This is a genomic window from Bradyrhizobium lablabi, from assembly GCF_018131005.1.
In the GTDB taxonomy this organism is placed as follows: domain Bacteria; phylum Pseudomonadota; class Alphaproteobacteria; order Rhizobiales; family Xanthobacteraceae; genus Bradyrhizobium; species Bradyrhizobium lablabi_D.
On the sequence record NZ_JAFCJK010000007.1, the window covers coordinates 417,896 to 436,024 of the forward strand.

The window sequence follows — 18,129 nt, forward strand, 5'->3', positions numbered from 1 at the left end:
GTCAGTACGACTTCGGAAGGCCAAGCACCTTCTCACCGATGAAGCTGAGGATAAGCTGCGGGCTGATCGGCGCGATGCGCGGGATCAGCGATTCCCGCAAATAGCGCTCGACATGATATTCCTTGGCGTAGCCGAAGCCGCCATGGGTCATCACCGCCTGCTCGCAGGCATGGAAGCCGGCTTCGGCGGCGAGGTATTTCGCGGCGTTCGCGGCGGGGCCGCACGGCAGCCCCTGGTCGTATTGCCAGCCGGCGCGCAGCACCATCAGCCAGGCGGCTTCGAGCTCCATCCAGTTCCTGGCCAACGGATGCTGGATCGCCTGGTTCATGCCGATCGGGCGGTTGAACACGATGCGGCCCTTCGCATAATCCGATGCCCGCTTCAATGCGATCTGGCCGAGCCCGACAGCTTCGGCCGCGATCAGGATGCGCTCGGGGTTCATGCCGTGCAGGATATATTCGAAGCCGCGGCCTTCCTCGCCGATGCGGTCCTCGAGCGGGATCTCAAAGTTCTCGAAGAACAGCTCGTTGGAGTCGACAGGTTTGCGGCCCATCTTCTCGATCTCATGCACGGTGACGCGCTTACGGTCGAAATCGGTGTAGAACAGGCTGAGGCCGTGGGTCGGGCTCCTCACCTCCTCCAGCGGCGTGGTACGCGCGAGCAGCAGGATCTTGTTGGCGACTTGCGCGGTCGAGATCCAGACCTTCTGGCCGTTGACGACGTACTTGTCGCCCTGGCGAACCGCGCGGGTCTTGAGCTGCGTGGTGTTGAGGCCGGTATTCGGCTCGGTCACCGCGAAGCAGGATTTGTCGCGGCCGTCGATGATCGGCGGCAGCATGCGCCGGCACTGCTCGCTGGTGCCGAACACGACCACCGGATTGAGCCCGAACACATTCATGTGCACCGCCGACGCGCCGGACATGCCGGCGCCGGACTCCGCGATCGCGCGCATCATGATCGCGGCGTCTGTGATGCCGAGACCGGAGCCGCCATATTCCTCGGGGATGCAGATGCCAAGCCAGCCGGCATCGGCCAGCGCGCGGTGGAAGTCGGCCGGGTAGCCGCCCTCCTTGTCTTTCTTCAGCCAGTAGGCATCGTCGAAGCGCGAGCAGATCTTTCCGATCGCGTCGCGGATCGATTCCTGATTGGCGGAAAGCGCGAAATCCATCGATAGCGTCCTAGCTGTTGTGCGCGAGCCTGGTGACGCCGTCGCGCACCATCACTGCGATCTCGTCGGCGGAAAACCCCGCCTCCCGCAAAATCTCCTCGCCGTGCTGGCCGAGCCGCGGCGCCAGCCGCTCCGGCTCCGCCTTCGTGTCAGACCAGCGCGCAGACACTTTCATGTTACGAATGCGGCCCTCGCTCGGGTGGTCGGTGACCGGGAAAACATCGGCGGCGGCTATGTGCGGATCCTCCAGCAGGCTCTCGAGGTCGTGCATCGGCATCACCGGCACGTCGGCCTTTTCGAGGATCTCGTTCCATGCGGCCGTGGTCCTGGTCTTCAGGATACGCGCGAGCTCTGCGTAGACCGCGTCGATGTTGGTCGCGCGGCCGGCGAAGGTTGCAAATTTCGGATCGGCGCGCAGATCGTCGCGGCCGGTGGCCTTGAAGAAGTTCTCCCACTGCTTGTCGTTGTAAACGATCACGCAAATGTAGCCGTCCGACGTCTTGTAGGGCCGCCGGTCGGGAGAGAGGTGGCGCGCATAGCCGCCCTTGTCGAGCGGTGGATCGTAGGTCAGCCCGCCCATATGGTCGCCCATCACGAAACCCGCCATGGTCTCGAACATCGGAATGTCGACACGCTGGCCCTGTCCGGTCCTGTCGCGATGCACGAGGCTCGCGCAGATCGCGCCGACCGCGGTCAGGCCGACGATGCGATCGACCAGTGCATTCGGCACGTAACGGGGCACGCCGTCGCTCGTCTGCGCCATCAGTGCCGGCAATGCGGTCGCGCCCTGGATCAAATCGTCATAGGCGGGCTTGGCGGCATAGGGTCCGTCCTGGCCGAAGCCAAAGACGCCGGCATAGATCAGCCGCGGATTCATGTCGGAGACTACGTCATAGCCGAGTTGCAACCGCGCCATCGCCTGCGGGCGCACGTTGTAGACAAGCACGTCGGCCTTCGCGATCAACCGCAGCACGGCCTCGCGCCCTGCCGGCTTCTTCAGGTCGAGGCAGATCGATCGCTTGCTGCGATTGGTATTGAGGAACACCGGTCCCATGCCGGGATGCCGCGTCGGCCCGATCTGACGCGTCACGTCGCCATCGGGCGATTCCACCTTGATGACATCGGCGCCGTAGTCGCCGAGCATTTGCGTGGCGTAGGGTCCCATCAGCACGGTCGTCATGTCCACGACCTTGATGCCCTGTAGCGGTCCCATCGTGCTGTTCGCTCCCGTGTATTCTGGTTAGCAACAACCTAGTAACGGGACGTCTTCGCCGAGATCAAGCTGCATCGGGCGTATGGGCGTATGCGCCGCGGCACAGCGCGACGCGGCTATCCGGAACTATTCGCCCGACAGCGCATCGCGCGCGTTCAACAGCTTCTCCAGCTCTGCATTCTGCTGTTCGATGCGCGCGGAAATGCGTTCTTCGATCTCGGCGCCGGACGCGCCGGCGGCCTGCTCGATCAGTTGCCTGATGTTGTCCCGCAGGATTGCGATGCGATCGTTCAGTTCCCGCAGTGAGAGAGAGCTTTCGTATCCCATGGCGCATTCTCCAGGGTGACGGACGCCGGCAAGGTTAACGCGGCCGGGGGCATCAGCCTATACCCCCCGCCGCTGCCCGTCACATGTGTGCAGCGCGGTGGCCGACACCTGCCTCGCCATCTCCCGCAGAACCGCCCGAAGATTGCGCCGAGATCGGGTCGTGCGCCGGCGCCTCAAGCTGCGCCCGCACCGCAAGCAATTCGGCGACGTCCCCCGAGCCCGCGACTACTTCGCGGGCTCGAGGATCGAGACGTAATTGGCGACCGCGGCACCACCCATATTGAAGATGCCACCAAGCTGCGGGTTGTCGAGCTGCATGCCTTCGGGCGCCTGTCCCACGAGCTGCATCGCGGTCATGACATGCATCGAGACGCCGGTCGCGCCGATCGGATGGCCCTTGGCCTTCAACCCACCCGACGGATTGACCGGGAGCTTGCCGTCCTTCTGCGTCCAGCCTTCCTTGATGGCGCGCGCGCCCTGCCCCTTCGGCGTCAGGCCCATGGCTTCATACTCGATCAGCTCGGCGACTGTGAAGCAGTCATGGGTCTCGACAAAGGACAGATCGGACAGCTGCAGGCCGCCCTTCTGCAGCGCACGCTGCCAGGCCGTGGTGCAGCCCTCGAACTGCAGGATGTCGCGCTTCGACATCGGCAGGAAATCCTGCGCATGCGCGGTAGCACGGAAATTGACCGCCTTGCCCATGGTCTTCGCCGTCTCGGCGTCCGTCAGCACCAGTGCGGCGGCGCCATCCGACACCAGCGAGCAGTCAGTGCGCTTCAAGGGTCCCGCGACGTAGGGGTTCTTGTCGCTCTCCGAGCGACAGAACTCGAAACCGAAATCCTTGCGCATCTGCGCGTAGGGGTTGGCGACGCCGTTCTTGTGGTTCTTGGCGGCGATCATCGCCAGCGCATCGGACTGATCGCCATATTTCTGGAAATAGCCCTGCGCAATCTTGCCGAACACGCCCGCGAAGCCGCCCGGCGTATCGCCGTCCTCGGGCAGATAGGACGCCTTCAACAGATTGCGGCCGATCTCCGGCCCCGGTGTCCGCGTCATCTGCTCGACGCCGACCACAAGAACGAACTTGGCAACGCCGCACTCGATCGCGCGGATGCCCTGATGCACCGCGGCCGAACCGGTGGCGCAGGCGTTTTCGACACGCGTGGCCGGCTTGAAGCGGAGCTGCGGATCTGACTGCAGCACCAGCGACGCCGTGAAATCCTGCGGCGAGAAGCCGGCGTTGAAGTGGCCGAGCATGATCTCGTCGACATCGGCGGCGGAAATGCCGGCATCCGCAAGCGCCTCCGTTGCGACCTTCACCACGAGGCTCTCGACCGTCTCCGCGTCGAACTTGCCGAATGGCGTGTGCGCCCAACCCACAATGCTGGCTGTCATGGCCATTTCTCCCTTTTTGTGCTCGGAGAGCTGTGTAACCTATCTGCAGGCAGCTTTCAGCGATTTCATCGACTGCGCGCACATGGCGGTTATGCCGGCCCAGTTGCCGGCGCGGATCTCGGACGCCGGGCACAGCCAGGACCCGCCGACCGCAAGGACGTTCGGCTCGGCGAGCCATGCCGCGGCATTGGTCTCGCCGATGCCGCCGGTCGGGCAGACCCTGACGTTCGGAAATGGCCCCGCCAGCGCCCGTAGTGCCTTGATACCGCCGGCCTGCTCGGCAGGGAAGAATTTGACGACCTCGAAGCCGTGCGCCAGCGCCTGCATCAATTCGGAGGCGGTGGCGATCCCCGGCGCGAACGGCAGCCGGCTCGAAGCCGCCGCCTGCAAGAGTTCCGGCGTCGCTCCCGGGCTGATGCCGAACCTGACGCCAAGCGCCTCGGCGCGCGCCAGGTCATCGCCGTTGAGGATCGTGCCGATCCCGACCATGGCGTCGGGTACCTCGGCCATGATCGCCCTCGCCGCATCGATCGCGACCGGGGTGCGCAGCGTCACCTCCAGGGTCCGCACTCCGCCGGCGACCAATGCCTTTGCGAGCGGCACGGCGTCCGAGAGACGCTCGATGGTCAGTACCGGGATCACGACGGCCTGCCGGATCAGCTCGGCAATCTGGTCCTGCTTTGCTTTCGCTGTCATTGAGAGGCCTTGCGGAATGTTGTGGGCCGCTGCGCCCTCTTTGGCGGCATGGCGTAGCGAGGGATGATCGCGCCCGGATAGCACACCACGACGCCGGCCAGACGATGGCCAGCGCGCGCCGCCTGTTCCGGGCTTGCGCCGTCGAGACGCCCGGCAAGATAGGCGGCGGCGAAGCTGTCGCCGGCCGCCGTGGTGTCAACCACGGGCTTGGTCAACGGCTCCGCCTTCACCTCGCCCGAACCGCCGGCATAGCGCAGCACGCATGCCGGATCGGAAAGCTTGAGCACGACCTCGGGGCTGGAGATGCCGGCGAGCAGCGCTGTGTTGCTCTCGCCCGGATAGAGCGGTGCAAGGTCTTCGGTTGACGCCAGCACGATATCGGCGCCTTCGAACGCGCTGCTGAAGACATTGCGCGCGATGGCGAGGTCGGGCCAGCCGCGGGCGCGGAAATTGGTGTCGAACACAAAGCGTGTGCCCAACAGACGCGCGCGCCTGAGCGCCGCCATCAGGCGCGTCCGTCCATCATCACTGAAGATCGAGAGCGTGATCGCCGAGAGATAGACGAGGTCATAAGTCGCAAGCGAGTTCAGGATGTCATCGGTCTCAGGCAAATCCATCAGGCTGCGAGCGGCGGCACTGTCGCGCCAGTGGAAGAAGCGCCGCTCGCCCTTGTCGTCGGTCTGGATCAGATAAAGCCCCGGCAGCTTGCCCGGCAGCCGCACGACGCGCTTGATGCCGATCCCTTCCGCGGCCCAGCCCGCGACCATCTCATCGCTCAGCGCGTCGTCGCCGAGCGCGGTGATGTAATCGACGTCGACGCCGAGGCGCGACAGATAGACGGCTGTGTTGAGCGTGTCGCCGCCATAGCCGCGCGAATACAAGCCCCCGTTCTGGCCGCCCTGGGCCTGCCGAAGCTCGATCATGCACTCGCCGATGCAAGCAACCCGGGTCATTTTCAAAGCCGCGCGAGCCCTGAGCGGCGCTTAGGCCACGAACTTGCCGCCGAGCTCGTCCTCGATGTGAATGCGGATAATGTCGTCGAACGTCTTCTCGGCGGTGGTGAAGCCGAGCTTGAGCGCACGATCGGTGACGAAATCGCGCGGCCAGCCCGAGACGATACCGATGATGGTCGGATCCGGCACCCGCTTGATGCGCGCCGTCACGTTCTTGCCGGCCACGCGGTCGAGCGCCGCGATCTGCTCGCCAACGGTGACCGACAGCCCGGGCATGCTGAGATTGCGGCGCGGCCCCATCGCGTTGAGATCCATGCTGCCGGCATGGATCAGGAATCCGACGGCCGATTTCGGCGAAGCGTGCCAGTGCCGCACATCTTCGGAAACCGGCAGGATCGCCTCCTCGCCCGCCAAGGGTTCGCGGATGATGTTGGAGAAGAAGCCGGAAGCCGCCTTGTTCGGCTTGCCGGGCCGCACGCAAATCGTGGGCAGACGGATGCTGATGCCGTCGAGCAGGCCCTTGCGGGTGTAGTCGTTGATCAGGAGCTCGCAGATCGATTTCTGCGTGCCATAGCTCGTCAGCGGCGTATGGAAGAACTCGTCGCCGATCTTCTCCGGGAACGGTGCGCCGAACACCGCGATCGAGGAAGTGAACACCAGCCGCGGCTTGTAGTTCCCGCCGGCCGCACGGATCGCATCGATCAGATGCCGCGTGCCGTCGAGGTTGATGCGGTAACCCTTGTCGAATTCGGCCTCGGCCTCACCGGAGACGATTGCGGCGAGATGAAAGATCACGTCGGGCCGCTCGGAGATCAGAGGTGCCGCAGCGCCGGCATCGGCGAAATCGGAAGCGATCACCTTGATCGGGATCTTGGCGTTGGCAGGCTTTTGCGGCTCGACCACGTCCTGCAACGTCATCATGCCGATGTCACGATCGCCCAGCCGCCCCTCGCGCAGCAAACGCTCCGTCAGCTTGCGGCCGACCATGCCGGCGGCACCGAGAACCAGAATGTGCAAGACCCAACTCCTCTTGACCTCGAATTCAGACGCGGGCCTTACGCGCTCACTCTTTCACGGCGCCCGTCATTGCCGAGACATAATGCTCGACGAAGAAAGCGTAAAGGATAACCAGCGGCAGCGAACCGCATAGCGCTCCTGCCATCAGCGAACCCCAGCGATAGATGTCGCCGTCGACGAATTCGTTGACGATGGCGACCGGCACCGTCTTGTTCGGGGTCGATTGCAGGAACGTCAGCGCGTAGATGAACTCGTTCCAGCACAGCGTGAAGCAGAAGATGAAGGCCGAGATCAACCCGGGAACGGCCAGCGGCAGCACGATCTTGATCAGGATTTGCCAGCGGCTCGCCCCGTCGATCAGGGCGCATTCCTCGAGCTCGAAGGGAATCGTCTTGAAATAACCCATCAACAGCCAGGTCGAGAACGGGATCAGGATGGTCGGGTAGGTCAGGATCAGCGCTAACGGCGAGTCGAACAGACCGTATTGGAACACGACGGTGGCAAGCGGGATGAACAGGATCGACGGCGGCACGAGGTAAGCAAGGAAGATCAACCCGCCGACCAGGTTCGCGCCCTTGTAGCGCAGCCGTACGATCGCGTAGGCCGCGAGCACACTCGCGATGATCGAGAGGACGGTGGCGCCGATCGCCACATACATCGTGTTCCATAGCCAATGCGGATAGTAGCTTTCGAACAGGAGCTTGTGGATGTGCTTGAAGGTCGGGTTCCAAGTCCAGAACGGATTGAACTTGTCGAGGTCAAGCAACTGATCGTCGGGCTTGATGGCGGTCAGCGCCATCCAGTAGAACGGAAACAGCAGGATGACGACGATGATCGACAGCGGGAGATAGAGCGTCACGATCCGCCGCGGCACCGACTGCAGATAGCTCATGCCCTCGCTGTTATCGACAGGGGCCGGTGTCGACAGGATGGACTTGAGATCAACTTTCGAAGCAGGAAGGTCAGTCATTGTTCTCTCCCTGCTGCCACTTCCTGCGCTGCAGGCCGAACCAGGACACCATGATCGCGGCGAGCAGGAACGGGATCATCGCGCTCGAGATAGCGGCGCCCTCACCCAATTGCCCAGCGATGATCGCGCGCTGATAGGACAGCGTCGCCATCAGATGGGTGGCATTGACCGGACCGCCGCGGGTCATCGCCCAGATCAGTTGGAAGTCGGTGAAGGTGAACAGCACCGAGAACGTCATCACCACGGCGATGATCGGCGTCAGCAACGGATAGGTGATGTAGCGGAACATCTGCCAGCGCGTGGCGCCGTCGAGGGTAGCCGCTTCATAGAGCGAGGGCTGCACGGTCTGCAGGCCCGCGAGCAGCGTAATCGCGACGAACGGCACGCCGCGCCAGATGTTGGCGAAAATCACGCAGATGCGGGCCCAGGTGGGGTCGCCGAGGAAGTTGATGTTCTGGGTGATCAGACCGAGCTGCTTCAGCGACCAGGAAATGATCGAGAACTGGGAATCGAAGATCCACCAGAACGCGAGCGCCGACAGCACAGTGGGCACAATGAAGGGGATCAGCACCGCGGCGCGCAATAGCGCCTTGAATGGCATTCGCTCGTTGAGCAGCAGCGCCAGATAGAGCCCGACGGCGAACTTCACCGCACTCGCGACGGAGGTGTAGAGCAGCGTATTAAAGACAGAAAGCCAGAAAATGGCGTCATCCCACAGCCATTCGTAGTTTTCTGTGCCGACGAAATGGCCGACGCGACCGATGCGCGTGTCGGTGAACGAAAGCCAGATTCCCAGACCGAGCGGATAGGCGAGGAAGAAGATCAGGAACGCCATCGCCGGCAGCATGAACCAGAAGCCGAGCCAGGTCTTGTTGTGGCGGAGCTGATCCCAGGCGGTCGCTTCACGGATTTCGGTCTTGGCACGTCTCGGCGCAAGGGCGACGTCAGCCATGGGCGTGTTCCGATCCTTGTTGGTCGAACATGACCGTGACCGTGCCATGCTCGAAAAAGTTGGCGCGGACGGCTAACAGCCGCCGCCCGCACCGATGTCGTCAGCGATAGATGCGCTTCAATTGCCGTTCGGCCTCGGCCATCGCAGCCTTGCCGTCCTTGGCGCCGGTGCAGTAGTTCGCGAACATGTCGACCACGATGAAGTCGGCGATCGCGGTCGCCGCCTTCTCGCCGGGAGTGCCTATGCCGGAGGCCGGCAGAGCGCGCTTGGAGGCCTGGCCGAACACCGCATTCTTCGGGTCCGCCGTCCAGACCGGGGCGGAATCGTAGGCATTGAGCGTGTGGGTGAGATAGCCCCGCGCGCCGGTCAGCCACTTGTCGTAATTCTCCTTCTCCAGCATGAAGGCGATGAAGGCCTTTGCGGCGTTGGGATATTTGCAGAAGTTGAAGGCGAGGATCGGAACCGCAAGCTGCAGTTCGGTCGGCTTGCCGATCGGCCCAACTGGCCACAACGCGTGGTCGATGTCCTCGGCAAGTTCCTTCTTGCTGGGATCGTCCTTGGCCGCGATGTAGATCGAGATGCCGTTCGAGGTCAGGAACAATTCGCCCGACAGGAACGCCTTGTTGTTGGACGAGTCGTTCCAGGACGCGACGCCCGGAATGAAGGTTTCCGACAGCGCCTTGGCGTATTCCAGAGCCTTCATGGTTTCCGGCGAGTTGATGATGACCTTGTCGTCCTTGTCGACGGTCCAGGCGTTGTGGCCCCAGAGGATGTTGTGCACCCAGGCGTTGGCGTCGCCGGTGGCGTGGCCAAGCGCGAAGCCGGCCGGCGTGTTGTTCTTCTTCAGCGCCTTGCAGAGCTCGAGATAGGCTGGGAAGTCGGACGGCACCTGCTTGAAGCCCGCCTTCTCCACCGCCGATTTGCGGTAGGTCAGATAGCCGCCGACGGTCGCAACCGGGATGCCGAGCCAGTCGTTGCCCTTCTTGCAGGTCGTGGCGGCAGCCTCGGTCCACCCGCCGTACTTCTTGCCGAGATAATCGGCAACGTCGTTCATCGGAATGACTTTGGTCGGGAACAACTGCGGCAGCGTGTGCAAGCCCCAGGCGAGATCAAGACCCGAACCGGTGTTCGCGGCAACGGACGCCTTCGGCTGCACGTCCTCAAAGGACTCGCTGAACACGTTCATCTCGGTGCCGGTCGCCGTCTTGAAGGCCGCGACCATCGCGTTGAACGCATCATCTTCCGACGGCACGAAGCGCTTCCAGCGCATCACGGTCAGCTTGGCGCCCGGCTCGGCCTTCCATGGCGCGGTCTGCGCCCAGGCTTTGGCGAAATCGAGCAGCGCCGGTCCGGTCAATAGCCCGGTTGCGGTCAGCGCAGTACCGCCCTGAAGCAGCGAGCGGCGAGTGAGATCATGCATTTTCCTTCTCCCTATGAATGATTCTTATTGTTTTCGAGCCCGGCCTGTTGGTCAGCCGTTGCGGCCAATCAAGTTAATCAGCCATTGAGCCGCTTTCCGCTTGCGTCGTCGAAGAGATGAACGAGGGTCGGATCCGGCTTGAGGCGGACCTTGTCGCCCGGATTGAATTGATGCCGCTCGCGGAACACGGCGACGACCTGCTCGCCGCCGAGCTTGGCGAACACCTGCGTCTCCGAGCCGGTCGGCTCGACCACGACGATCTCCGCCTCCGCGCCGTCATCGGCGATGGTGAAGTGCTCGGGCCGCACGCCGTAGACCGCCGGCGAGCCGTCGGAATTGGCCGGCGCCGATTTCAGCGGCAGCTTCACGCCGTTCGGCCCCTCGAAATAGGCGACGCCGTTCACCTTCACCTTGCCTTTGAGGAAATTCATTGCGGGTGACCCGATGAAGCCGGCGACAAACTGGTTCTCCGGCCGGTCATACAGTTCGAGCGGCGAACCCATCTGCTCGACGATTCCGTCATGCATCACCACGATCTTGTCGGCCATGGTCATGGCCTCGATCTGGTCATGGGTCACATAGACCGTTGTGGTGCGCAGGCGCTGATGCAGTTCCTTGATCTCGGTGCGCATCGCAACGCGCAGCTTGGCGTCGAGGTTCGACAGGGGCTCGTCGAACAGGAAGACCTGCGGATCACGCACGATGGCGCGGCCCATTGCCACACGCTGGCGCTGGCCGCCGGACAATTGCCGGGGGTAGCGTTCGAGCAGCGGCGTTAGCGCGAGGATTTCCGCAGCACGCTTGACGCCAGCCGAGATTTCCTCGGACTTGGCGCCGCGCAGCTTGAGCGAGAAACCCATATTGTCGGCGACCGTCATATGCGGATAGAGCGCATAGTTCTGGAACACCATCGCGATGTCGCGCTCTTTGGGCTGGACATTGTTGACGACGCGGTCGCCGATCGAGATCGTGCCCGAGGTGATGTTCTCAAGTCCGGCGAGCATGCGCAGCAGGGTCGATTTGCCGCAACCGGAGGGACCGACCAGAACGACGAATTCGCCGTCCTCGATCGGGATCGTCACGCCGTGCAGGACCTCAAAACTCCCAAACGACTTCCGCACGTCGCGAATCTGGACCGACGACATCCACTTCCCTCCTCAGTTCCCCGGCGATGTGCGACGAGTGCTGCAACCGCTCTGTTTTTGTTCAGGCTTCGCTGGTTCCGAAAGCCCGATCGGACTGCTGTTATTGTCCGCAGTTTATACGATTTTGGCAATCGCTCGATTAGCAACCTCTTGGTAGCGCTGTCAATATCGGTTTATCCTGGGCGATGTCCTGTGATATGAGCGGCAAATGGCACGAAAGCGCATCACGCCAGGCAATATCCGGCTCACCGAAGTCGCCAAGCTGGCCGGCGTCAGCCCGATCACGGCATCGCGCTTCTTCAGGAATCCCGAAGCTCTTTCGATCAATAAGCGCGCGCGCGTCGAGAGCGCCGCGAGAGAGCTCGGTTACGTGCCCAATCTGGCGGCACGTGCGCTGGCATCGCAGCGGACCGAAGTGATCGGCGTCCTGATCCCCTCGCTCACCAACAACGTGTTTGCCGACGTGCTGCGTGGCATCTACGACGCGCTCGACGGCAGCCGTTACAGCATCCAGCTCGCCAATACGCGCTACAGTATCCTGCAGGAGGAGCGCCTGCTGCGCCTGTTCCTGGCGCAGAAGCCGGCCGGCCTTATCGTGACGGGCATCAATCAGACAGCGGATTCCCGCGTCATCATGGAAGCGGTCGACTGCCCGATCGTGCAGATCATGGAAATCGGCCCGGCGCCGATCGACATGATGATCGGTTTCTCGCACTTTGACGCGTCGAAAGCCGCAATTTCGCACCTTCTCGACCAGGGATGCCGGCGGATCGGCTTCCTTGGCGCGCGCATGGATCCACGGGTGCAGCGGCGGCTTGACGGCTATCGGTCCGCCATGACCGAGGCCGCGCTGTTCGACCCCCGGCTGATCGTCACCACGGCACTCCCAACCTCGGTGACCCTCGGCGGCACGTTGTTTGCCGACCTGCTCGCGCAGGCGCCGGACATCGACGCGGTGTTCTGCGTCAATGACGACCTCGCGCTTGGAACGCTGTTCGAATGCAAGCGCCGGCATATGGTGGTACCCGACCAGATAGCGATCGTCGGCTTCAACGACCTCGAATTCACCTCGTCGAGCGTACCGACGCTGAGCAGCGTGCGCACCAATCGCTATGAAATGGGCAGGAACGCTGCCGCGATGGTCATCGAGACGCTGGAAGGACGCCGGCCGGCCGGGCCGGTGGTCGATCTCGGCTTCAGTGTCATGAAACGGCAAAGTTCGGCGCGACGTCGCTGACATCGCCGACGGCCGGCAGCCGGCAGCCGGCAAGGCCTCGAAAACACAAAATGATAGCGCAATCAACCATCTTCAACTAAGGTTCAACGGCCTGGCGGCGACAACCCTTCGTGATCGCCGGGTTTGTGCTGCGCGACGATTTGCGCAAGGTAGAAACCAGAGCCCCTGAACGGGCCATCGCTAGTTTGCATTGCGGGAGAACACAGCCATGACAAAACCCCACACCAACGGGCACGATGCCGCAGGGCAGAACAAGGGCAAAGGCCGCAAGCTGCGCTCCCAGGAATGGTTCAACAACCCACACAACCCGGGTATGACCGCGCTGTATCTGGAGCGCTATCTCAATTACGGGCTGACGCGCGAGGAACTGCAGGCCGGCAAGCCGATCATCGGCATTGCGCAGACCGGCAACGACCTGTCGCCCTGCAATCGGCACCATCTCGAACTGGCCCATCGGGTGCGAGAGGGCATCCGCGCCGCCGGCGGCATCGCGATGGAGTTTCCAACACATCCGATCCAGGAGACCGGCAAGCGCCCGACCGCCGCGCTCGATCGCAACCTCGCCTATCTCGGCCTGGTCGAGGTCCTGTTCGGCTATCCGCTCGACGGCGTGGTGCTGACCACCGGTTGCGACAAGACCACCCCGGCCTGCATGATGGCGGCGGCGACCGTCAACCTGCCGGCGATCGTGCTGTCGGGCGGCCCGATGCTGAACGGCTGGCACGAGGGCCAGCGCACGGGCTCCGGCACCGTGGTGTGGAAGGCACGCGAGCGGCTCGCCGCCGGTGAGATCGATTATGAGCAGTTCATCGAGATCGTGGCCTCCTCGGCGCCATCGGTCGGCCATTGCAACACCATGGGCACCGCCTCGACCATGAACTCGCTCGCCGAAGCACTCGGCTTTTCGCTGCCGGGGTGCGCGGCGATCCCGGCGCCCTATCGCGAGCGCGGCCAGATCGCATACGAGACGGGAAAGCGGATCGTGGAGATGGTCTGGGAGGATTTGAAGCCGTCGGACTTCCTGACGCGCCAGGCGTTCGAGAACTGCATCGTGGTCAATTCCGCGATTGGCGGCTCGACCAACGCGCCGATCCATATCAACGCGCTGGCGCGCCATGTCGGCGTCGAATTGTCGATCGACGACTGGCAGAAATACGGCCACGACGTGCCACTGCTCGTCAACATGCAGCCTGCCGGCTTCTATCTCGGCGAGGAATATCACCGCGCTGGAGGCGTGCCGGCCGTGGTGCGCGAATTGATGAAGCACAGGCGCATCCATGAGAACGTCATCACCGTCAACGGCCGCACCATGGGCGAGAACTGCAAGGACGCGGCAAGTCCCGACGGCGACGTGATCTGGAGCTACGACAAGCCACTCGTGAAGGACGCCGGCTTCATCGTGCTGCGCGGCAATCTGTTCGATTCCGCGATCATGAAGACCAGCGTGATCTCGAAGGAGTTCCGCGACCGCTATCTCACGAACCCGAAGGACCCCAATGCCTTCGAGGGCCGCGCCATCGTGTTCGAGGGCCCCGAGGACTATCACGAACGCATCGAGGATCCTGCGCTTGGCATCGACGAGCACTGTGTCCTGTTCATCCGCGGCACCGGACCGATCGGTTACCCCGGCGGCGCCGAGGTCGTGAACATGCAGCCGCCGGCCGCGCTGATCAAACGCGGCATCCTGTCCCTGCCCTGCATCGGCGACGGCCGGCAGTCCGGCACGTCGGGCTCGCCGTCGATCCTCAACGCCTCGCCGGAAGCCGCCGCCGACGGCGGGCTCGCGATCCTCAGGACCGGCGACAGGGTACGTATCGATCTCAACAAGGGCAGCGCCAATATCCTGATCTCGGAGGACGAACTGCGGACCCGCCGCGCCGAGCTGAAGGCCAAGGGTGGCTTCCCCTACCCGGCGCACCAGACGCCGTGGCAGGAGCTCTACCGGCAGACCGTCGGCCAGCAGTCGACCGGCGCCTGCCTTGAGCTTGCGACGCGCTACCAGAACATCGCCGGTACGGTCGGCGTGGCGCGGGATAACCACTGACACGCTGCCGTCATTTGCGAGGGGCGAAGCGACAACTTCCGCCGAGACTCGGCGAGCGAAGGCGAGAGCATGGCCCGCAGCGGAGGAATGGATAAACTCGCTCGCAATGACAAAAAACGTCATGATGAACTCTGGGAGAAATGAATGTCTGATCGACTGAAGGGAAAGCGCGCCGTTGTGACCGCCGCCGCGGCGGGCATCGGGCGTGCGTGCGCAATAGCATTCGCGCGTGAAGGCGCCACGGTAATAGCCACCGACATCAATGAAAGCGGCGTCGCCACTCTGGGCAAGGAAGGCGTCGCCGAGACCGCACGGCTCGACGTCCGCAGCACTGCCGCAGTCGACGCCTTCGCCAGGCGCATCGGAAAGATCGACATCCTGCTCAATGCGGCGGGCTTCGTGCACCATGGAACCATCATGGACTGTTCGGAAGAAGACTGGGACTTCTCGTTCGATCTCAACGTCAAATCCATGCACCGGACCATCAAGGCGTTCCTGCCGGCGATGTTGGCGGGCGGAGGCGGCAGCATCGTCAACATCTCGTCCTGCGCGGCGTTGAGGCCACCAGCCAACCGGTATGTCTACAGCGCGTCCAAGGCGGCGGTTTCGCTGCTGACGCGCGCGATTGCGCTCGACTTCATTAATCAGGGCATCCGCTGCAACAGCATCTGCCCCGGCACCGTGGAGACGCCTTCGATGCTCGAGCGCGCGGCCGCCGCCGGCCCGGATGGACGCGAGAAATTCGTCGCCCGCCAGAAGATGGGCCGGCTGGGCACCGCAGAGGAAATCGCGGCCATGGCGATCTATCTTGCGAGCGACGAAAGCGCGTTCACCACCGGCGTCGACCTCGTCGTCGATGGCGGCTACATGCTCTGACGTCCACGCAGTCAAAGGCTTCCAACATGAACGACATCGATCTGAAAGGCCGCTCGGCCGTCGTCACCGGCGGCGCCCAGGGCTTTGGCCGCGCGATCGCCGAGCGCTTTGTCGCCTCCGGCGCCAGGGTAGCGATCTGGGATCACGATCACGCGCTCGCCGAGAAGACCGCCAGGGCGATCGGCGATAACGTTACCGCAATCAAGGTCGACGTCACCGATCTTGCCGCGGTGGAGGCCGCGCGCGACGCGACTCTCAAGGCCTTCGGCAAAATTGACATCCTGGTCAACAACGCCGGCATCGCCGGCATCAACAAGACCGTCTGGGACACCGATCTCGACGAGTGGCGCAAGGTGCTGCGCATCAATCTCGATGGCCCGTTCATCTGCTGCAAGGCGATCGTGCCTGTCATGATCGGCCAGAAATACGGCCGCATCGTCAACATCGCCTCGATCGCCGGCAAGGAAGGCAACCCGAACGCGGCGCATTACTCGTCGTCGAAGGCCGGCCTGATCGCGCTGACGAAATCGCTCGGCAAGGAGCTCGCGCAGCACGACATCCTCGTCAATGCGGTGACGCCGGCAGCGGCGAAAACCGCGATCTTCGACCAGTTGACGCAGCAGCACATCGACTTCATGCTCTCGAAAATCCCGAAAGGCCGCTTCGTCCTGGTCGAGGAGCTCGCCGCGATGGTGGCGTGGCTTGCCTCCGAAGACTGCGCGTTCTCGACCGGCGCGGTGTTTGACATCTCGGGCGGACGGGCGACGTATTAAGGGCATCAAATGGCCGCGCAAACGGTACGAGAAGGCGGCTGCCTGTGCGGCGCGGTCCGTTTCAGGGCGGAGGGTGAGCCGCTCAACGTGCGCGTCTGCCATTGCCGCAGATGCCAGATGGCGATGGGCTCGCCGTTCTTCGCCCGCGCGCTGTTCGACCAGCGCGCGCTGACGATTCAAGGCGACACTGCGTGCTATCCCTCTTCCGAGGCGCTGGAACGGGTGTTCTGCAAGGCCTGCGGCACAAGGCTGTTTTCCCGCCGCACCAACGGCAGCGCAACCGGCGTTGCGCTGGCCGCCTTCGACGATCGCAACGCTTTCGCGCCAACCGAGCACATCTGGGTGTCGGAGAAGCTCCATTGGGTTTGCCTTGACGACGGCTTGCCGCAATACCCTGGGACCGTGCCGCCTTGAGCATGGGCGGCTCGCAGGATCATCGCTAATCCGTGCTACCCTGACCGCCCCGTATCCCGAGACAAGTAAGGCGGCGCACATTGAACATCTCCCTCTACGACATCTCGGTCTGGGTGCTGCCCCTCGTCATCGCGATTACTTTCCACGAGGCCGCGCATGGTTTTGTCGCGCACCGGCTCGGCGACAACACCGCCTGGCAGCTTGGCCGCGTCAGCTTCAATCCGCTGAAGCACATCGACCCCTTCGGTACGATCATCCTGCCTGGCGTGCTGCTGCTGTCGCATTCGCCGTTCCTGTTCGGCTACGCCAAGCCGGTGCCGGTGAATTTCCGCAACCTCAACCATCCCAGGCTCGACATGGTCTGGGTGGCGCTGGCAGGCCCGGCCACCAACATCCTGCTCGCGACAGCAGCGGCCCTGGCATTCCACGCCCTGCCATTAGTCCCGGCGAACGCCGCGCAATGGATTGCGGACAATCTAAAAAACGCGTTTCTGATCAACATTGTGCTTGCCATCTTCAACATGATGCCGATACCGCCGCTGGATGGCGGCCGCGTCGCGGCAGGTCTGCTGCCCCGCCAGCTTGCATACCCGCTGTCGCGCCTCGAGCCCTACGGCATGTTGATCCTGATCGGGCTGTTGATCCTGCTGCCTGTCGTCGGCGCCCAGCTCGGCCTAAATCTTGATGTTATTTCCGCGATACTGCGGACATTGACCGGCTATGTGATCCGGACCCTTCTCCTGATCACCGGTAATGCATAATCTGACCAAGGAACGCTTCGAGGCCATGGTGATCAAAGCCGCCGACATGCTGATTGCGCGACGCGCCGACACCAGGGCGCGGGCCGACTTCGCGACCTGGAAGATGATGGCCAAGCTGAACGGCACCTCTGCCCTGCCCCCCGAGGCGCAAAACTTCCTCGCCAGCTACCGCAAGCTTTTGGAAAGGATGGACGACGCCGAGGCGAGCGAGGCGACCATCCAGTTGATGTACCGCACCTACTATGCCGAAATGGGCGGTGCCGGCGCGCCGCCCGAGCTTCCGGCACGCTCGCGCGAACCGGTCATGGAGAGCGGCAACGTCACCGCCTTCCGCCGCCTGCCCAACAAGCCAAAGCACGCGGCCCCGAACGCCAAACGCCCGCTGCCGGTGGCGCTGATCTTTGCGTGTCTCGTCGTGGTCTACGTCGCCATCAGGTACTACTGGCGGTAGGCGCCTCTCGGCGTTTCGCGTGCTGCAGGTGATGGCGCGCAACTGCTTCCACGTCATTGTGAGCGAAGCGAAGCAATCACGGCCCGGCAAAACGGAAAGATCGATTTCTTCCTCGTTCATGGTCATCGCAATGACGAGGCTGGTCTTCCGATTCAATTGTCAGACAGCTGAGGATGTGAGGCAACGTTCTCGCGGCGTGATGCGCCCGAGGCTTGCGTCACTTTCCACCCCCATGAGAAATGAGGGCGCAGGGAAAGCCGGGTGCCGATCGCACCCATGGGTCCCGTGCAACAAAAAGCACGGGGGTAGGACCACAG

General features: G+C 63.3%; 18 protein-coding genes. 7 read left to right on the forward strand and 11 right to left on the reverse strand.

The features are described from left to right. Position 1: 1 nt before the first annotated feature. From JQ553_RS23495 to JQ553_RS23545, 11 genes are all read right to left on the reverse strand, one after another. Positions 2-1,168, reverse strand: coding sequence for an acyl-CoA dehydrogenase family protein (locus JQ553_RS23495; RefSeq protein WP_212502379.1), 1,167 nt, complete (start codon positions 1,166-1,168; stop codon positions 2-4). Between the two features lie 10 nt (positions 1,169-1,178). Further along, a complete protein-coding gene (locus tag JQ553_RS23500; protein ID WP_212502380.1) occupies positions 1,179-2,381 on the reverse strand; it encodes a CaiB/BaiF CoA-transferase family protein in 1,203 nt (400 codons plus the stop codon). Positions 2,382-2,507: 126 nt separating this feature from the next. After that, the gene (locus JQ553_RS23505) at positions 2,508-2,708 is read right to left on the reverse strand and encodes a hypothetical protein (RefSeq protein ID WP_212502381.1); all 201 of its coding nucleotides are present in this window, start codon (positions 2,706-2,708) and stop codon (positions 2,508-2,510) included. A 225-nt stretch (positions 2,709-2,933) separates the two neighbouring features. Beyond that, on the reverse strand, positions 2,934-4,103 hold the full coding sequence (locus tag JQ553_RS23510) for an acetyl-CoA acetyltransferase (protein WP_212502382.1): 1,170 nt from the start codon (positions 4,101-4,103) through the stop codon (positions 2,934-2,936). Between the two features lie 39 nt (positions 4,104-4,142). Then, positions 4,143-4,799: a bifunctional 4-hydroxy-2-oxoglutarate aldolase/2-dehydro-3-deoxy-phosphogluconate aldolase gene (gene eda, locus JQ553_RS23515; RefSeq protein WP_212502383.1), complete on the reverse strand. Its 657-nt coding sequence runs from the start codon at positions 4,797-4,799 to the stop codon at positions 4,143-4,145. Next, positions 4,796-5,752: a sugar kinase gene (locus JQ553_RS23520; RefSeq protein ID WP_212502384.1), complete on the reverse strand. Its 957-nt coding sequence runs from the start codon at positions 5,750-5,752 to the stop codon at positions 4,796-4,798. The genes eda and JQ553_RS23520 overlap by 4 nt, the downstream gene beginning before the upstream one ends. 30 nt (positions 5,753-5,782) lie before the next feature. Next, on the reverse strand, positions 5,783-6,769 hold the full coding sequence (gene denD, locus JQ553_RS23525) for a D-erythronate dehydrogenase (protein WP_212502385.1): 987 nt from the start codon (positions 6,767-6,769) through the stop codon (positions 5,783-5,785). 46 nt (positions 6,770-6,815) lie between these two features. Then, positions 6,816-7,739, reverse strand: coding sequence for a carbohydrate ABC transporter permease (locus JQ553_RS23530; protein ID WP_212502386.1), 924 nt, complete (start codon positions 7,737-7,739; stop codon positions 6,816-6,818). After that, positions 7,732-8,691 (reverse strand): carbohydrate ABC transporter permease, encoded by a 960-nt coding sequence (locus tag JQ553_RS23535; protein ID WP_212502387.1) that lies wholly within the window; start codon positions 8,689-8,691, stop codon positions 7,732-7,734. Before JQ553_RS23535 ends, JQ553_RS23530 begins: the two co-directional genes overlap by 8 nt. Before the next feature lie 100 nt (positions 8,692-8,791). Then, positions 8,792-10,111, reverse strand: coding sequence for an ABC transporter substrate-binding protein (locus JQ553_RS23540; protein WP_212502388.1), 1,320 nt, complete (start codon positions 10,109-10,111; stop codon positions 8,792-8,794). 77 nt (positions 10,112-10,188) lie between these two features. Then, entirely contained in the window at positions 10,189-11,256 is a 1,068-nt protein-coding gene (locus JQ553_RS23545) for an ABC transporter ATP-binding protein (protein ID WP_212502389.1), read from the reverse strand. 208 nt (positions 11,257-11,464) lie between these two features. Here JQ553_RS23545 and JQ553_RS23550 point away from each other — a divergent pair, with 208 nt between their 5' ends. The 7 genes from JQ553_RS23550 (at position 11,465) to JQ553_RS23580 (ending at position 17,812) form a co-directional block, all read left to right on the forward strand. Beyond that, positions 11,465-12,493 (forward strand): LacI family DNA-binding transcriptional regulator, encoded by a 1,029-nt coding sequence (locus JQ553_RS23550; RefSeq protein ID WP_212502390.1) that lies wholly within the window; start codon positions 11,465-11,467, stop codon positions 12,491-12,493. Positions 12,494-12,701: 208 nt separating this feature from the next. Next, positions 12,702-14,537, forward strand: a complete 1,836-nt coding sequence (locus tag JQ553_RS23555; protein ID WP_212502391.1) for an IlvD/Edd family dehydratase — start codon at positions 12,702-12,704, stop codon at positions 14,535-14,537. Between the two features lie 144 nt (positions 14,538-14,681). Further along, positions 14,682-15,413: an SDR family oxidoreductase gene (locus JQ553_RS23560; protein WP_212502392.1), complete on the forward strand. Its 732-nt coding sequence runs from the start codon at positions 14,682-14,684 to the stop codon at positions 15,411-15,413. 26 nt (positions 15,414-15,439) lie between these two features. Beyond that, positions 15,440-16,186 (forward strand): SDR family NAD(P)-dependent oxidoreductase, encoded by a 747-nt coding sequence (locus JQ553_RS23565; RefSeq protein ID WP_212502393.1) that lies wholly within the window; start codon positions 15,440-15,442, stop codon positions 16,184-16,186. 9 nt (positions 16,187-16,195) lie between these two features. Next, a complete protein-coding gene (locus JQ553_RS23570) occupies positions 16,196-16,600 on the forward strand; it encodes a GFA family protein (protein WP_212502394.1) in 405 nt (134 codons plus the stop codon). 80 nt (positions 16,601-16,680) lie between these two features. Continuing rightward, entirely contained in the window at positions 16,681-17,361 is a 681-nt protein-coding gene (locus JQ553_RS23575; RefSeq protein ID WP_212502395.1) for a site-2 protease family protein, read from the forward strand. A 46-nt stretch (positions 17,362-17,407) separates the two neighbouring features. Continuing rightward, the gene (locus JQ553_RS23580; protein WP_212502417.1) at positions 17,408-17,812 is read left to right on the forward strand and encodes a hypothetical protein; all 405 of its coding nucleotides are present in this window, start codon (positions 17,408-17,410) and stop codon (positions 17,810-17,812) included. The last annotated feature ends 317 nt before the right edge of the window (positions 17,813-18,129 follow it).

Coding starts and splice junctions, on each gene's coding strand:
- JQ553_RS23580 (WP_212502417.1), top strand. CDS start 17,408: ATGCTGATTGCGCGACGCGCCGACACCAGGGCGCGGGCCGACTTCGCG.
- JQ553_RS23570 (WP_212502394.1), top strand. CDS start 16,196: ATGGCCGCGCAAACGGTACGAGAAGGCGGCTGCCTGTGCGGCGCGGTC.
- JQ553_RS23505 (WP_212502381.1), bottom strand. CDS start 2,708: ATGGGATACGAAAGCTCTCTCTCACTGCGGGAACTGAACGATCGCATC.
- JQ553_RS23520 (WP_212502384.1), bottom strand. CDS start 5,752: ATGACCCGGGTTGCTTGCATCGGCGAGTGCATGATCGAGCTTCGGCAG.
- JQ553_RS23510 (WP_212502382.1), bottom strand. CDS start 4,103: ATGACAGCCAGCATTGTGGGTTGGGCGCACACGCCATTCGGCAAGTTC.
- JQ553_RS23565 (WP_212502393.1), top strand. CDS start 15,440: ATGAACGACATCGATCTGAAAGGCCGCTCGGCCGTCGTCACCGGCGGC.
- eda (WP_212502383.1), bottom strand. CDS start 4,799: ATGACAGCGAAAGCAAAGCAGGACCAGATTGCCGAGCTGATCCGGCAG.
- JQ553_RS23530 (WP_212502386.1), bottom strand. CDS start 7,739: ATGACTGACCTTCCTGCTTCGAAAGTTGATCTCAAGTCCATCCTGTCG.
- JQ553_RS23555 (WP_212502391.1), top strand. CDS start 12,702: ATGACAAAACCCCACACCAACGGGCACGATGCCGCAGGGCAGAACAAG.
- JQ553_RS23495 (WP_212502379.1), bottom strand. CDS start 1,168: ATGGATTTCGCGCTTTCCGCCAATCAGGAATCGATCCGCGACGCGATC.
- JQ553_RS23560 (WP_212502392.1), top strand. CDS start 14,682: ATGTCTGATCGACTGAAGGGAAAGCGCGCCGTTGTGACCGCCGCCGCG.
- JQ553_RS23545 (WP_212502389.1), bottom strand. CDS start 11,256: ATGTCGTCGGTCCAGATTCGCGACGTGCGGAAGTCGTTTGGGAGTTTT.
- JQ553_RS23500 (WP_212502380.1), bottom strand. CDS start 2,381: ATGGGACCGCTACAGGGCATCAAGGTCGTGGACATGACGACCGTGCTG.
- JQ553_RS23535 (WP_212502387.1), bottom strand. CDS start 8,691: ATGGCTGACGTCGCCCTTGCGCCGAGACGTGCCAAGACCGAAATCCGT.
- JQ553_RS23540 (WP_212502388.1), bottom strand. CDS start 10,111: ATGCATGATCTCACTCGCCGCTCGCTGCTTCAGGGCGGTACTGCGCTG.
- JQ553_RS23550 (WP_212502390.1), top strand. CDS start 11,465: ATGGCACGAAAGCGCATCACGCCAGGCAATATCCGGCTCACCGAAGTC.